The organism is Salinivirga sp., assembly GCF_055145285.1.
In genome coordinates, this window is sequence record NZ_JBSRDC010000045.1 from 38,074 (window position 1) to 54,125 (window position 16,052).

14 protein-coding genes and 1 tRNA gene are annotated in these 16,052 nt (G+C 39.7%); 6 read left to right on the top strand and 9 right to left on the bottom strand.

Translation table 11 applies throughout. The features are described from left to right. From citF to ACTB0Y_RS08800, 4 genes are read right to left on the bottom strand one after another with little or no spacing between them, the layout of a single operon-like run. Positions 1–1,557 carry a citrate lyase subunit alpha gene (gene citF / locus ACTB0Y_RS08785; protein ID WP_463206442.1) on the bottom strand — a complete coding sequence of 519 codons (1,557 nt, stop codon included), beginning with the start codon at positions 1,555–1,557 and terminating at the stop codon, positions 1–3. Between the two features lie 6 nt (positions 1,558–1,563). Further along, complete coding sequence (locus ACTB0Y_RS08790; protein WP_463206443.1) at positions 1,564–2,457, bottom strand: HpcH/HpaI aldolase/citrate lyase family protein; 894 nt, start codon at positions 2,455–2,457, stop codon at positions 1,564–1,566. Between the two features lie 16 nt (positions 2,458–2,473). Beyond that, positions 2,474–2,764, bottom strand: coding sequence for a citrate lyase acyl carrier protein (citD, locus tag ACTB0Y_RS08795; RefSeq protein WP_463206444.1), 291 nt, complete (start codon positions 2,762–2,764; stop codon positions 2,474–2,476). A gap of 12 nt (positions 2,765–2,776) precedes the next feature. Further along, positions 2,777–3,874, bottom strand: a complete 1,098-nt coding sequence (locus tag ACTB0Y_RS08800; RefSeq protein ID WP_463206445.1) for a glutaminyl-peptide cyclotransferase — start codon at positions 3,872–3,874, stop codon at positions 2,777–2,779. Between the two features lie 199 nt (positions 3,875–4,073). Here ACTB0Y_RS08800 and pbpC point away from each other — a divergent pair, with 199 nt between their 5' ends. The 4 genes from pbpC to ACTB0Y_RS08820 are packed head-to-tail and all read left to right on the top strand — an operon-like array spanning position 4,074 to position 8,610. Continuing rightward, positions 4,074–6,416, top strand: coding sequence for a penicillin-binding protein 1C (pbpC, locus tag ACTB0Y_RS08805; protein ID WP_463206446.1), 2,343 nt, complete (start codon positions 4,074–4,076; stop codon positions 6,414–6,416). Between the two features lie 26 nt (positions 6,417–6,442). Then, entirely contained in the window at positions 6,443–7,012 is a 570-nt protein-coding gene (locus tag ACTB0Y_RS08810; protein ID WP_463206447.1) for an RNA polymerase sigma factor, read from the top strand. Between the two features lie 25 nt (positions 7,013–7,037). Next, entirely contained in the window at positions 7,038–7,598 is a 561-nt protein-coding gene (locus tag ACTB0Y_RS08815; RefSeq protein WP_463206448.1) for a hypothetical protein, read from the top strand. Continuing rightward, complete coding sequence (locus ACTB0Y_RS08820) at positions 7,579–8,610, top strand: hypothetical protein (protein WP_463206449.1); 1,032 nt, start codon at positions 7,579–7,581, stop codon at positions 8,608–8,610. The genes ACTB0Y_RS08815 and ACTB0Y_RS08820 overlap by 20 nt, the downstream gene beginning before the upstream one ends. A 169-nt stretch (positions 8,611–8,779) precedes the next feature. Here ACTB0Y_RS08820 and ACTB0Y_RS08825 read toward each other — a convergent pair whose 3' ends face one another. After that, positions 8,780–9,475: a cytidylate kinase-like family protein gene (locus tag ACTB0Y_RS08825; RefSeq protein ID WP_463206450.1), complete on the bottom strand. Its 696-nt coding sequence runs from the start codon at positions 9,473–9,475 to the stop codon at positions 8,780–8,782. Between the two features lie 159 nt (positions 9,476–9,634). Next, the gene (locus ACTB0Y_RS08830; RefSeq protein WP_463206451.1) at positions 9,635–10,852 is read right to left on the bottom strand and encodes a hypothetical protein; all 1,218 of its coding nucleotides are present in this window, start codon (positions 10,850–10,852) and stop codon (positions 9,635–9,637) included. Positions 10,853–10,998: 146 nt separating this feature from the next. On the opposite strand from ACTB0Y_RS08830, the gene ACTB0Y_RS08835 reads away from it, so the two are divergent. Further along, positions 10,999–12,678, top strand: a complete 1,680-nt coding sequence (locus ACTB0Y_RS08835; RefSeq protein ID WP_463206452.1) for an alanine/glycine:cation symporter family protein — start codon at positions 10,999–11,001, stop codon at positions 12,676–12,678. 236 nt (positions 12,679–12,914) lie between these two features. Here ACTB0Y_RS08835 and ACTB0Y_RS08840 read toward each other — a convergent pair. The 3 genes from ACTB0Y_RS08840 to ACTB0Y_RS08850 form a co-directional block, all read right to left on the bottom strand. Next, positions 12,915–12,987: transfer RNA gene (locus ACTB0Y_RS08840), tRNA-Lys, on the bottom strand. Between the two features lie 136 nt (positions 12,988–13,123). Beyond that, positions 13,124–13,933, bottom strand: a complete 810-nt coding sequence (kdsA, locus tag ACTB0Y_RS08845; protein WP_463206453.1) for a 3-deoxy-8-phosphooctulonate synthase — start codon at positions 13,931–13,933, stop codon at positions 13,124–13,126. Between the two features lie 11 nt (positions 13,934–13,944). Further along, a complete protein-coding gene (locus ACTB0Y_RS08850; protein ID WP_463206454.1) occupies positions 13,945–14,313 on the bottom strand; it encodes a response regulator transcription factor in 369 nt (122 codons plus the stop codon). A gap of 84 nt (positions 14,314–14,397) precedes the next feature. Between ACTB0Y_RS08850 and speE the strand changes: the two genes are divergently transcribed. Beyond that, complete coding sequence (gene speE / locus ACTB0Y_RS08855) at positions 14,398–15,669, top strand: polyamine aminopropyltransferase (protein ID WP_463206455.1); 1,272 nt, start codon at positions 14,398–14,400, stop codon at positions 15,667–15,669. The last annotated feature ends 383 nt before the right edge of the window (positions 15,670–16,052 follow it).

Sequence of the window (16,052 nt, forward strand, 5' to 3'; positions counted from 1 at the left end):
TCAAACTTTAATTTGTTTGATGGTATCGATTATAGTACCGTCGCGGTATTCGATGACACCCACAATTTGATCTGTATGTTCTATTTGGTCGGGTGTACCTGTAATTTTATCCACTTCTTTTTCCAAATCTACGATATCTCTGACGTTCATTCCCGCATCGATAAGATTCTGTTTGAGCTCACCGTTTTTGGGGTTTACACATATGCCACGTTCTGTTACAACCACATCCACGCTTTCGCCTGGCGTGACTACGTTTTTTACTTTTTTCTTGATGATGGGTAACCGGCCGCGGAACGAAGGACAAACAACTACGGTAAGTTTGGCTCCGGCTGCCGTATCTGAATGCCCGCCTGATGCACCACGCACTTCACCTTCTGAACCGGTAATCACGTTCACATTAAAGTTGATGTCAACTTCCAGTGCACCCAGCACTACCACATCCAGCTTATTAATCATACACCCACAATTGTATGGATTGGCATACAGTCCGGCAGGAATTTCAATATGGTAGGGATGTTCTTTCAGAGAAGAACTAACTGCTGCATCGAATGATTGCACATCGAATATGGCTCGGAACAGGCCTTCGTTTAACATATCCACACCGTATGAAGTAACACCGCCCAACAGGAACGACCCTTTAATCTCGTGCTTTTTCATGGCCTCCCGTATAAATCGGGCAACGGCAAGTGAAGCTCCTCCGGCGCCTACCTGGAATGAAATGCCATTTTTGAAAAATCCTGAATGAACAATGGTATCAGAAGCAATTTTAGCAATCCGCAAATCAAGAGGTGCTTTGGTGATGCGTGTAGTTCCTGATGCGATTTTTTTGGCATCACCAATGGTGTCTGTGGCTACCACATAATCTACATAGTTTTGTCTTATGGAAGGTGGCACGCAGGGATAATCGACCAAATTGTCGGTTACAATCACTACTTGTTTGGCGTACCATGCATCTATCATGGCATAGCCCATGGAGCCAAATGCTGAATGTCCGTGTGTGCCGGTTGCGTTGCCTTCTTCATCGGCTGCAGAGGCTGCTATAAGGGCAAGGTCAATGTGTATTTTACCGGTTTGCACGCTACGTACCCGGCCACCATGTGAATGTATCACAAATGGCTTTTGCAAAACACCCTGGGCGCAGACTTCTCCTAATTCCCCCCTAATGCCCGAAGTGTAAATTTGTGTAATAGTACCGTCTTCGATAAAAGGTAAAATGGGCTCATGTGCTGAAGTGAGCGAAGATGAAGCAAGGGTGATGTTTTTTATTCCCAAATTGGCCAATATTGTAATGGCTTGTACCAAAATGCAATCGCCGCCGCGCAAATGATGATGAAAAGAGACAGTCATTCCATCTTTGGGGCTACATTTTAATATAGCTTCCTCGAGGTTGTTGTGCAGTTTGGAAGTATGAGGTAATCTTGCTTTTATGGCGGGTGGTACGGTTTGCTCGTCCATCCAGCCTTTTTGCAGCTTTTTCCATACTCCCTGGTATGGTTCAAGTTTACCGAGTCCTTCCAGATATTCAGGAATTTCTATGTCAAGAGCATTTTTTATCATTTTGTATTATTTGACCGGTTCTACTTCAATCTCTGCCAATGCAAGGGTATGCATAGCTCTTGTAACTACTGGAGCATCTACCATTTTGCCATCTACGGCAAATACGCCCAAATCCCTGCCTTTGTTTTCGTAGTAAGCTTTTACTATTCGATAGGCTTTCCTGATTTCTTCATCAGTAGGGGCAAATACTTCATTGACAATATTAATCTGTCGTGGATTGATTACGGCCTTACCTGTAAAGCCTATTTTCTTAATATATTCGGTTTCCTCGCGCAGCCCTTCTTCATCTTCCACATCTACATAAACAGTGTCAAGGGCATCTATTTTGGTTGCTTTCGATGCCATCACAATTCGTTTACGTGCGTAGTCAATACCGTAATTGTCTTTGGATTTTTCTATTTGCATATCAGCGGTAAGGTCTTGCCCGCCAATGGTTATGGCATCGATTCTTGGTGAGAGAGAAGCCAGTTCGTAAACATTCTGGACGCCCAATGCAGATTCAATCATTACGTGAATCTTCATTTTATCATGGGAAATGCCATTATGATTTTCAATTTCTTCAATCATTTCAAGCACCTTAACCAGCTCCTCTGGAGTCTCGGTTTTGGGGAGTCTTATGGCATCGGGCTGCAACGGTACAATTTCTTCCAGGTCAGCTTTACCAAACGGTGTGCTGATATGATTGACCCTGATTGTAATTTCACAACCGTAATAATCTACTTCTTTAAGCATATTACGAACCAGTATTCGGGCTGCATCTTTTTGATTCAGTGCCACGGCATCTTCAAGGTCAAGCAATACGCTGTCGGCTCCATAAACACCGCCTTGCTGTAGCATAGCCGGATTATTTCCCGGAATATACAGCATGCTGCGGCGCTTTTTGATTATATTTTTTTTCATGTTGGGTAAAATTATTTTACTGCAACGTTCCTTCTTGCAAATCCAATGACCTTTTTACAGCAGTTTCAACCCGGGCCTTAATGGTGGGAGTAAGGGCTCCTTTATCTTTTGCAATAAGATGCACACCTTTAATCTCGTATGCATCCAGTACCTGCATGATAGCTTCTTTTATTTGATTTTCATACTGTTTGCTAACATTTGATGAAAGTTCAATAAAGTTATCAACCTCATAATTAGCGGGTTCAATAAGTATCATTATATCACTGGATTCAAAAGTACCTGCTTGTGCTTTGTGCTTAGGTTTCATGTGGTTTTGTCTTTAGCGGTTTAAACCTTTAATGGTAATTTCAAACATGGCAGGCCAGTATTTGCCGGTGGCATAAAGTTTTTTGTTTTCAGCATCCCAGGCAATACCGTTAAGCACATCTGCTTTGGGTGGTAAATTTGCCTCGGTTTTAAGCATAGTCATGTCAACTTCATGCAAAACTTTTCCTGTAGCCGGGTCTATACTTAAAACAAAATTTTCGCCATATATGTTGGCCAGAATTTTACCGTTTATATATTCCAGTTCATTGAGCCGGGAAACGGGTCCATTATTATCGTAAACCGAAATCTTGCGTGTTTCGGTAAAGTATTCTCTGTCAATGTAGTAGAGCCGGTGCGAACCGTCACTCATTATAAGTGATTCACCATCATTTGTGAGGCCCCAGCCTTCCGTCGGATATACAAATTCATACAAGCGTTTGAATGAATTGACATCGTATACAAATCCCGTATTGGATTGCCAGGTGAGTTGATAAATTTTATCTTCAAAAACCGTCATGCCCTCACCGAAGATATCATCCTCCAGGTTGATGATATCAATTATTTTGCCTGTTTCAATGTCGATTTTGCGCATGGAGCTTTCTTTATATTGGCCGGTGCTTTCATAGATATAATCGCCATGAATTTCTAATCCCTGGGTATAAGCACCGGGATCATGATAAAGTTTTTTTACGATTCGGGCATTACTTTTTTTAGGTGTAATTTCTGAAAGAACCTCTACCAAAACCTGGTCATTGCTTTGTTGCCCGTTCAGGTAGCTGTGTAAAACAAAATGTTGGATTCCTACAGGTAAATTTGTGGGAACAATTACTTTGTCTCCTTTATTTAACCGTGTAATGCGGTTTTTATTGGCAAACCATATAACACTATCGGCTTTTTTAACATCTTTCCATTGCCAGTCAAATTGTATTTTTTCACCTGGTACAACCTTGTAATTAACAGATGGCTTAGTAATATCAAGATGCTTTGTTGCTGGCTTTGCTTTTTTTCTCGATATGGTTTTTCTGCCTTCTGGTATATCATTACAACCAGATAAAATTAAAAACAAGGCAGATGCATATAGAATCGATTTGATTTTAAGGTAATTAGGCATGTGTGGCAGTCTTTATTTGATTCGAAAAAATGGTTTAAAATGTATATTTTGCATACAAAATTATAACAATCACTGATTGATTGTACCTTTGTTTGTATAAAAATAGCCTTTATGCTTCGATAATTTTATATTTTAATACCTATTTTGGGGTAATGTGTTTATGAAATTCATCAATAAAACTAAAATCAGGGCCTGGAGTATGATATTACTTTCCCTGGCCGGAATTGTTTTTTTTATTCTTTCTGATAAGTTCTTAAATTATAATAACAGTTATTCGCAACTTATATTCAGTCGAGACGGACAGTTGATGAATGCAACTCTTGCAGCAGATGAGCAATGGCGTTTTTCACCTTCAGCAGAGGTTCCTAAAAAACTAAAAAAAGCTATTATTACATTTGAAGATAAGCGTTTTTATAAACATCCGGGTATTGACCCGCTCGCTGTTGGCAGAGCCATCTGGCTCAACACAACCCAAATGCGTAAAGTAAGCGGAGCATCGACTTTAACTATGCAACTGGCCCGGCTTGGCAGAAAAGATGCTTCCCGGTCGTTGGGCGAGAAAGTGCTAGAAATGTTTATAGCCCTGCGATTGGAAATGATGTATAGCAAAGATGAAATTTTAAATCTATGGACGTCCAGGGCACCTTTTGGGAGTAATATTGTAGGGTTTGAAGCGGCTTCGTGGCGTTATTTTGGTCGCAGCCCCAAACAATTATCATGGGCAGAGGCGGCACTGCTTGCGGTTTTACCCAATGCACCGGCATTAATATTCCCTGGACGTAATCAGCAACGCTTGTTAGAGAAACGTAATCGATTATTGGCCAGGCTAAATGAAAATGCTTTTATTGATTCATTAACCTGGCAACTGGCACTTGATGAGCCATTACCGGAGCGTTTTCACACTATGCCCAGGGAATTGCCTCATTTGACACAGCACATCGATGAAATTGAAGGAGCGAGGAAATCCAATCGTTATACTGTGAGTATTGAGCCGGTTTTGCAAAAACGCTTAACAGTTTTAGCGCACCAATACCAGCAACAGTATGCGCGCCAAATGGTGCGCAACATAGCTATTGTTGTGGCCGAAACAAAAACAGGAAAGGTTTTAGGTTACGTGGGTAACGCGGGAACATCTCATACGCCCGGTGTACACGTCGATGTAATACAATCCTTGAGAAGTAGCGGCTCTTTGCTGAAACCTTTTTTATATGCCGGTTCACTTTCAGAAGGAATGATAGCTCCTGATGAGCTTATTACTGATTTACCTGTCAATTATTCAGGCTATAGCCCTAAAAATTACAGCAATGAATATTTTGGAGCTGTGCCGGCTTCAGAAGCTTTATCGCGCTCATTAAATGTACCAATGGTGCGCTTGCTTAGAAAGTTTGGGGTAGATCGGTTTCACCGGAGATTAAGAGAGGTGGGTATGACCTCTATTGATAAGAAATCCTCGCATTATGGACTATCTTTAATTTTGGGAGGGGCCGATGCAACACTTTTCAACCTTACTTCGATGTATGCAGGTTTGGGCCGGGTATTGCTAAGCTATCCGCGTTTATCTGGTCGCTATGATGAAAACAATTATTATGCTTTGAGCTTTACAGATAAACCACATTCTATACAGCTTTACGATGAACCGCCATTGACAGCTGGTGCTGTGTGGTACACCCTTGAAGCAATGCGTAAACTGGAACGTCCGGATGGAGAGGGGCGTTGGCAGCAATTTTCATCTTCGCGCAGGCTGGCCTGGAAAACTGGAACAAGTTACGGATTCAGGGATGCATGGGCCATTGGATTGGATCCGGAGTATACGGTAGGAGTATGGGTTGGAAATGCGAGTGGCGAACCCCGCGACGGTTTGGTTGGCGTGCTAAAAGCCGGACCCGTATTTTTTGATGTTTTCAGGCTTTTACCGGATAATGAGGGTTGGTTTCCTGTTCCATGGGACGATTTAGAGACTGTAGAAATATGCAAACATAGTGGAATGCCCGCCGGTGAACATTGCAGCCATACCCGGGAAATGCAAATACCATTGCGTACCTTGCGAACAGGTAAATGTAGTTATTGCCGTCCGGTAATGCTTGACAAAAGCCTTGAAAAACGATATTTTCACCAGTGTGCACCTGAACATGTGATAGATACAAGCTGGTTTGTTTTGCCACCGGGAATGGAATGGTTTTATCAGCGCAGACACAGCCGCTATAAAGCATTACCACCACTGGCAGAAAATTGCCGGGGAGCTCAGAACGATCAAAACCCTATTGCTTTTGTATATCCACATGCTGGTGTAAGGTTGGTTTTACCACATGATATTGGAGGAATCAGGCAGGAGGTAGTTTTTCAGGCAGTGCACCGTTATGCACATTCCAATTTATTTTGGTATCTTGACGATAAGTTTATTGCCCAGACTTCTAATTATCATCAAATTGGGATAAAACCTCATGCAGGCTGGCATACCTTGCTTGTGGAGGATGAAAAGGGGTTTCGGAAAACAATAAGTTTTAAAATTGAAGAAAAAAATGCAGATCGAAGCAGCATTTAGAAATAACTAACGTCATATTAACAGAAATGAGCAAATTAAAGGTAGAAAAAAGACAGGTGGACATGCATGCAAAACTTGTCAAACAATGCCGGAAAGGCAGTCGAAAAGCTCAATTCGAGTTGTACCAGCTTTTCTATAAGCAACTGTATAATGCCAGTTTACGCATTGTACAAGATACACAGGAAGCTGAAGATATAATGCAGGAGTCCTTTTTAACAGCATTTGAAAAACTGGAGACATACAAGGGTGAAGTCCCGATAGGTGCATGGCTAAGACGAATAGCAGTAAACAGATCTTTGGATGCCCTAAGAAAAAGGAAAATGGAGTTTGAAACAGCCGATGTAATAAAAGATGAACCGGAAGAGGATGTAAGCTATGCTGAAGAACAAATTAATATCGATGCTGTGAAAGATTGTATAAAAGAGTTGCCGGATAATTACAGAGCTGTTTTATCTCTTTATTTACTAGAAGGTTACGATCATGAGGAAATTAGTCAAATATTAAATATTACCAATTCAACATCACGTTCACAATATGCAAGAGCCCGAAAAAAGTTGCAAGCAAAAGTGAAAGAAAAAATGCAAATGATCAATTAAAAGATTCCAACGAAAAACTAAAAATATGAATCATATAGAGAATTATATAAGAAAAAACAGGAAGGCTTTCGATAACGAGGAACCACGTGCCGGACATGAAGCCAGATTTTTAGAAAAACTGCCTCGCCAGAAAACCCGTTCCATGGTTTATATCAGGTATGCCGCTGCTGCTGCAGTGATAGCTTTCCTGGTAACCCTTTCCGGATTGTACATACACGACAACTGGATTACAGAACCTGTACAGGAGCTGCCCACCTTGGCCGATGCCGGTCCACAATATGCTGAAGCTGAAGCCTATTTTGTATCCACAATCCAACATCAGCATAACATTATAAACCAGTTAAGCGATGATAATATGCAGGCACATAAAGAACAGATGGAAAAAGACCTGCAGGAAATGGATAAATTATACAAACAGCTGCGAAAAGATCTGGATGCAAATCCGGGAGATCCACGCGTAATTAATGCTATGATAAAGCATTATCAAACCCGCATTAATGTTATGAAACAAATAGTAGAACAACTTCAGGAAGCACAAAGAATTAAAGCACAAAAAACCCAAAACCATGAAAAAATATCTTTATAAAATCACAGCACTGTCAGTAGCGGTTTTATTTACATTCGCTGCTGCACAAGCAGATGACCTTAAGCGCAATATGCATAAGGTATACAAAGTAGAAAAAGGACACACGTTAGTAGTTGATACACGTTACAGCAACGTAAATATTCTAAAATCTACTGCCAACGAAGTAGAAATAGATGTAACCATAAAGCTCGATGGCGATAGTCGGAGAGATAAGGCTTTGTTTGACGATATCCAGGTAAATCTGGCCCAGAAGGGGAATGAGGTTTCAGTAATTACCGAGCTGCCAAATAGGACGAACAACAGCGGTTTGGAAATAAAAATTGATATAAAAGCCCCAACTTACATGCAGGCAGATGTTGAGTTGCATTATGGAAACTTATATCTGGAAGAGCTGGCGGGAAAGGCTGACCTGGAGCTTCGATATAGCAACTTTAAAAGCGATGTGATGGCTTCGCCGGATAATCAATTTCAAATGGCTTATATGGATCAGGTAAGCATTGGTTATGTGAACAAAGCATTAATAGATATAAGTTATTCTGAAATTATAATTGAAAAAGCCAGTGGACTTTCAGGACGCAGTGCATATTCGGAATACCGTATAAAAGATGTGGGACAAATCAACCTGAGCATGAGTAAATACGATGAGTGGGAAATTACTGAAATATTAGATTTTTCAGCCACAAGCCGCTATTCTGAATTTGATATAGGTTTTGTGAAAAAAGCCTTTGTCCTGGATGCTGATTTTGGAGAATGTGAAGTAAGCAGAACTTCTTCGAAATTTAAAACCATAGCGCTCGATATAAGCTATACCGATTGCGAAATGAATATAGATCCGGGTGCTTCTTACACATTAAAGGTAGATGGCAGCTATGCAGATGTAGAATATCCCGAAAACCGCTTCGAAGGTTCATATCAATCAAAAATGATGTCGCTCACCATTAATGGAACCATAGGAGATGAACCTACAGGCAAGGTAACTGTTAAAACATCGTATGGTGATGTAGAATTGTAAATCGTCCATAATAATATTAAAGCATGAAGTGTGTTATACATTTCATGCTTTTTTTATATTTGGAAAAACATCATGAAAACAATATTGACCATTTCTACCAAATTTCTATAGAAATGAAAAAGAGCTGTAAATTATATCTAATGGCTTTTTAACTGCATATTTACTTTAATTACAGCATATTTCTGACCTGCGCACAACTAACTATTGTTTGCACCATTTCTTCGTTGGTGAGCTTATCTCTGTTGAGTATAAGATCAAAAAGCTCAGCATCGGGTTTATCCCCATTATAAAATCGCATAAAGGTTTTGCGCTGTTCATCATATTCTTTTATGCGTTTAATGGCTGCTTTTTTATCCAGGTCAAACCTTTCCATAATATGATTTATCCTGAATTTATCCGGAGCTATTAACCGCACATGCAATGATTTTTTTATGTGTTTAGCCAATACACATCCAGCCCTTCCTACAATAATCACCTGCCCTTGTTCAGCATACTGCTTAACTATTTTACTAATGAGTTTCTTTATTTGCGGATCTCGTGCATACTTTTTTATTGAGAATGCAATAGCCATATCCTCAAGAAATGAACGTTCATTAGCTGCAAACACATGAGCTATTTTCGAGGGATTAGTATCCAACGCCCTGGCTGCTTCGTCTAATACCTCTTTGGCAATCCATTTCCATTTATACTGTCCATTTTGTTTATCCACCAATGTATTCAGATGATCAGATAATAGGCGGGCAATTTCACTGGCATAACAACCATATTGGCGTGAAATGGTAATTACAGGACCCGGTTCTCGCTGGGTCTGGTCATGTGCTTTACGAACACGTTCGCTGAGGTATTGCAGGAGAATGTTGTCCATAGTTTTGTGTTTAAGGTGGATGGATATAAGTTAGTGAAATAATGGATGTAAAGCAAGTTTTTTTTATAGCTGAGATAGTAAATTTTTTTGTGTACTATCTGGAAAGGAAACTAGTGAAGCAATTTGAAATGGCAAATCAATAATGAGATATTGCTTTAGTTATACGTTAGCCTTCAGGATAACGTATGCACCTGATCTGGCTATTTCCGGGTCAGAAAGTGGAAAATAGCCCGAATAGGGTAATCCTTCTTTGATTGTAAGCGGATAAGCTGCGGTATGTTGCTTATGAATTTCGAAAAATGGAATTTTAGGATTCACGTGTATTTTAAAACTGCCTTTTGAATTAGGGTGTATAAACTTTTCCAATTGAAGAGCAACCAGTCCCATATTGTAGCGCCAGTTTACTTCTACTAATGGGTGGATATAAGTTTTTTCATTAATTTTAATTGTCATTAAATCAACACCCGCAAAACCCCGGTAAAAGGTATTAACACGGTTTTCTGTCATGGCACCTGTAATCCATTTTGCAAGCGAGCTAAGCGGTACGGGCGTTTGTGTTTTTTTAGGTTTAATTATATTTTGTTCGTATTGTCCGTTTACATTGGTGGTAAATTGCCCGGACCCAATATATTCGATATTTTCAGCATTAATTTTGAAGTGTAGCGAGAAATCAGCCACTTTATCCAGTAAGGGCTCCACCATAATGTAGCCCTGTTGGTTTAGAACCGAATTGATCCATTGGACATTGGATTTATTCAAATATCTATAACGTAAAATTTGTATTCCTCGCCCTGATGCACTCCATGGCGCTTTTAACACAATTTGGGGCCATTTCCTGAATCGTTGTTCCACTTCTTCTACGGTTTTTGCCACTACAGGATGATATGCCGGAGGAAGTAAATATTCTTGTGAGTGTTCTCGAACAATGGTTTTTAAAAGAGCCAGTGCCGTTTTCCTACTGTAAAATTTCTTGGTATCATTGCTCCATTCGCCATTTGGACCTTTTCGAAAAACGTCTGAAGTATATGGCATTAAATTTTTTAACGTATGGTAAATCGTAGGACTCCAACCCCAGGGATGTAGCTCCGCGGGAAAAGACCCATAATTTTCAATTTCCGGGACCATATGTGTCCGGTCAATTAATAAAGGTTGTATTTTGATTGTTTTATTCAACCATTTTGCAAAAACTGTTGAGGGCTTTTTATGTACTGCAAGTAAGTCATTTCCTTTAGTGAAAAGTATGGGCAGGTATTCCAGGTCTTTTTCAAATTGTTGCATATGTTTATTGGGCGACCAGGCAATGTTGCCATTAGCAATAGCCATCTCACAGGTAGGGTTAAAAACAAAAAGTTTTCTGTTTTTGGGGTCAATACACATTATGATAAATATTTGATAAACAGTTAGGATCTAAAATTATGTGAATTTGGAGTCCGTTTTTTAACAAGTTGAAAATTTGAAAAATTGATGTTTTTTAAACATAAAACTATATATTTACATCTGTTAGTAATCGAAACAGCTCAACTATGCAACAAATTAACGATTTTTTACTCACTCTGCACAGTTATTTGGGTGGTCATCCGTGGTTTGTATTTCTTTTATTAGGTACCGGATTGTTTTTTACCCTGTATTTAAGATTTCCTCAGATTCGATATTTTAAACATGCTATTCGAGTCGTGAAAGGTAAATATGCCAAAGAGGATGATGAAGGAGACACATCGCATTTTCAGGCATTAGCTACAGCACTATCAGGGACTGTTGGTACCGGAAATATAGCCGGAGTAGCCCTTGCCATTCATTTGGGGGGGCCGGCAGCCCTATTTTGGATGTTAGTGACTGCCTTTTTTGGAATGACACTGAAATTTGTCGAAATTACCCTTTCACATAAATATCGCGACTTTACTTCGGATGGTACCGTTTCTGGCGGACCAATGTATTATATGCGCAAGCGATTAAATATGAAATGGCTGGCTGCATTTTTTGCCATAGCTACTGTGTTATCATCATTTGGGTCGGGAAGTTTACCCCAGATTAATTCCATCTCCAACTCTGTTTTTGCAACTTTTGGTGTGGACCATATCATCACTGGTATAATTATGGCTTTATTGCTTGGATTTGTTATTATTGGCGGCATCAGAAGAATTGCAAGGGTTACAGAAAAGTTAGTTCCGGGAATGGCCGTGATATATATAATCGGTGCATTTGCTGTAATTGCCTACAATTATCAAAATATTGGCTCGGCTTTTTCAGCTATTTTTACGGATGTAATCAATGGCACCTCTGCAGTTGGAGGTTTTATTGGAGCCAGCTTTGCTTTTGCATTCAATAACGGTGTTAACAGAGGGTTGTTTTCGAATGAAGCAGGTCAAGGCTCTGCAGCTATAGCACACGCCAGCGCCAAAACTAAAGAACCAGTATCTGAGGGGCTTGTTGGTTTGCTTGGACCTTTTATCGATACCATTATAATTTGCACCATTACCGGGCTCGTTTTGCTTTCTTCCGGTGTTTGGTCACAAAAAATTGAAAATGAGTTTCAAGAGACCGATATTGTAGTACTTGACCAACAATATGACACATCTAATGAATCAGAACTTAAAGAAATTAAGACTTACATGATGGATAAGGGCTCTTTAGATATGTTTTCTGGTGAGTTAACAGCAGAAAACGGAAATATCATCGAGGATAACACCATTTTACATGCCAGGTCGGTTGCAGAAGACGTAATAGTTTATAAGAATCAGAACCCATATACCGGAAAAATTAATGTCGATGCTGGAGTGCTCGACACACAGAGCGGAGAAATTGTTTTGAAAGGTAAATCATTGATTCATAGTGCCCCTTTAACTGCTGAAGCTTTCAAAAGAAGTTATTTTGGGGATTATGGGCAATACATAATTTCAATTGGGTTGATACTTTTTGCCTTTTCTACAGCAATCGCATGGTCTTATTACGGTGATCGATCTATTATTTACCTATTCGGATCAAAATACGTGATATGGTACCGATTAGCTTATGTGGCAGCCTTCTTTTTTGCCAGTTTTACCGATACAACCATAATTTGGAGCTTGTCTTATTTAACTGTGGTATTTATGGCTATTCCTAACTTATTTGGATTGTTAATGCTTCGGAAAGAGGTACGGTCAACCATTAAGAAATACTGGTTCGATTTTAAGAAAGAATGGCCGGATGAAAAAACGCCGGAGTAATAAATAAATTGTTCCTGCTGATGGCATTTAATTAGTTTGAGTTTGGGTTTGAGTCTTGAGGAATAAAAAAAGGAGTGTAAATTTTGTGCCTCTTGCTTAAAACTCACACTCCAAACTTTTATATGACCACCGGAAGAAGTCGATAAGTTTGAGTTAGGGTTTGGGTATTGAGCAATAAAAAAAAGGAGTGCAAATTTTGTGCTTCTTGCTCAAAACTCACACTCCAAACTTTTTTGTGACTCGGCTGGGTCTCGAACCCAGGACCCCATCCTTAAAAGGGATGTGCTCTACCAACTGAGCTACCGAGTCATTCCTTTCTCAAAGGCGGTTGCAAAAGTAGGCTATTTTATATAGTTTCCAAAAAATATTTATATTTTTTTTTAGGTATTAAAATGAGTTTGATATTCAAATTATTGATTTGAAGTAGGTTGCTCTATGAAAAAAATTATAAAACATTTTTTATGGCCACCAGCTTCTGTAAAATGGCCTCAAGCTGGTCGAGTTGTAGCATATTCGCTCCATCGCTTTTAGCCTCTGCCGGATTAGGGTGTGTTTCCATGAAAATACCGTTTGTTCCTGCTGCTACGGCTGCTCGAGCAATCGTAGAAATCATCTCCGGCTCTCCTCCGGTTACGCCAGATGTGGTGTTGGGTTGTTGCAATGAGTGCGTCACATCTACAATTACCGGAAAACCAAGTGCCTGCATTTTGGGTATACTACGCATGTCTACTATCAAATCGTTATAGCCAAACATGGTTCCCCGATCGGTGAGCATTACTCTTGAGTTACCTGAGTCAACTACTTTTTGCACAGCAAATTTCATGGATTCCGGAGATAGAAATTGCCCTTTTTTGATATTAATTACACGGTTTGTTTCTGCAGCAGCTATTAAAATATCCGTTTGCCGGCAAAGAAAGGCAGGAATTTGTAAAATATCTGCTACATCAGCAGCCATGGCTGCTTCTTCGGGTAAATGAATGTCGGTAATAATGGGTAATTCAAAATCTCTTTTAACTTTTTCAAGTATTTTTAGCGCTTCCTGGTCGCCAATACCCATAAAACTATCAATTCTCGAACGATTGGCTTTTCTGTACGATGATTTAAATACAAAAGGTATTTCTAATTTATGGGTTAATGCTTTAAGTGTTTCTGCAGTGCGCAATGTAATGTTTTCACTTTCAACCACACATGGTCCGGCCAATAGAAAAAACTGACCATTGTCGAGGTTCTGAATATTTGAAATTGTATTAAGCATTTTTATATGTATTAAACAATGAGTTTAAAGCAATTTTCCAACGATTTGCTGTCCATATCTTCTTTGATGATATAAGTCCGGGCCCCGGCTTCCAACATTTCCTGAACGTATTCCATTTCCTGATGAAAAGACACGGCCACAACCACTACAAATCTGTTTTTATCAATAATTTTTCGGGTAGCTTCAATACCATCCATAACCGGCATGTCGGCATCCATGAAAATAATGTCGAAATTTTCGTTTTTAGTTATTTCAACGGCCTCTTCTCCATTGCTTACCGATCTTACATATTGAATCTGATCTTTGTAAAGTTCTTTTAATAAGTATGATAAGGCTTTAGTGAAGTGATGGTTGTCGTCGGCTATAAGTATTTTGTACACGGTTTTATTCGTTAATGTTTATCCTACGAAAATAACTATTTGGTATCAAAAAAACGAATTTTTAACTACATTTGACTTTTGCTTATGGAATCATTGGGACGACATATATTGGTTGAATTTACAGGATGTGATCCGGATGTAATGGATGATGTTCAAATTATTGAAGAACAAATGATTGGGGCGGCTGAACATTCGGGTGCAACTATAATAAATTCTACATTCCATCATTTTTCGCCTTTGGGCGTTTCCGGTGTAATTGTCATTCAGGAAAGTCACCTCGCCATACATACATGGCCTGAATACCGTTATGCCGCAGTAGATTTGTTTACTTGCGGTGAAACTGTTGAACCATGGGTTGCATTTGAACACCTGAAAAACGCTTTCAGGGCAGAAAATTATTCGGCGCTGGAAATGCGGCGAGGTACCATTCGTTTACTTGATACAGCGCTGAAGTTAAAAGATGCACGGCTCGACACAGCAGAAAAGGTAACTCCTCGTTTTAAACGAAATATTTGGTTCACCGACCGCGATAATTACCAGGCTTTGTCGTTACGCTACACAGGTAATGTGCTTTTCGATGAACGCTCGGCTTACAATAGAATAAGGGTTATTGAGACCTATGCTTATGGCAAAGCATTAACGTCAGGTAACAGGTTAATCTGCACAGAAAAAGATGAATATCATTACCACGAAATGATTGCCCATCCGGTAATGATGGCATGCCAAAATATAGAACGTGTGCTGATTTTGGGTGGGGGTGACGGAGGTTCTGCACGTGAAGTGTTGAAGCACGGCGGTGTGAAACATGTCGATCTTGTCGAGATTGATGAAATGGTGGTGGAAGCCTCGAAAAATTATTTACCTTTTCTTTCCAGAGCTTACGACGATGAACGGCTCAACTTAATAATAGGAGATGCACTGGAGTTTGTCGAAAATAATGGCGATGTTCCCTATGACCTTATTATCATTGATGGGCCACACAGTTCGGGGAAACCATCAAAATTATATACCCCGGCATTTTTTGACAGGTGCCGGCAATTACTTTCCTCCGAAGGAGCCCTTGTTGTTCAGGGAGAATCTCCAAAATTTAATGAAAAGGCATTCAAACAAATCGATCAGAATCTGAAACAGGTCTTTGGTGTTGAGCATAAGTTTAATATGCTGTTCAATGTGCCCACATTTCCTTCGGGTATCTGGTCATTTCAGGTAGTAATGCAAAGTGGGAAAGATCCACGCGATGTAGATCAGGGCGCAGTGAAACTTTTTGTAAGTCAAAAACGCACTAGCTATTATAATTATGCGACGCATATGGCAGCTTTTGCAATGCCTGAGTATGTGAAGAAGATGCTAAATTAGCGGCTACGATCGGCCATTTCGATTCCCTTTAACTAATCGCACACGCCACTCAATGGCCGTCAAGCCTTGATCCAGGATCTATAACCTATGATCACTCATCCACTTCCGGCTTTTTCGATTCCTTTCAATTAGTTGCAGCTGCATTCAATAACCTTCCAACGGTCAGGATGTTATCCAATATCACATCCATCCGAAACTTTTTTAAAAAGAGAATCAACAACAATTACTTTTGTTTATTTATGCGATATCTTTTTTGAAACTCCAGAAAAAAAGTAGTTTATAATGTCAAAACAGTGTTCCCTGCCTGCCAAAATCAAAAGACTTCGGAACAGTCCCATATCTTTTTAGGTTTTTTGTTATTTGTTAACGAAAAATATGGGTTC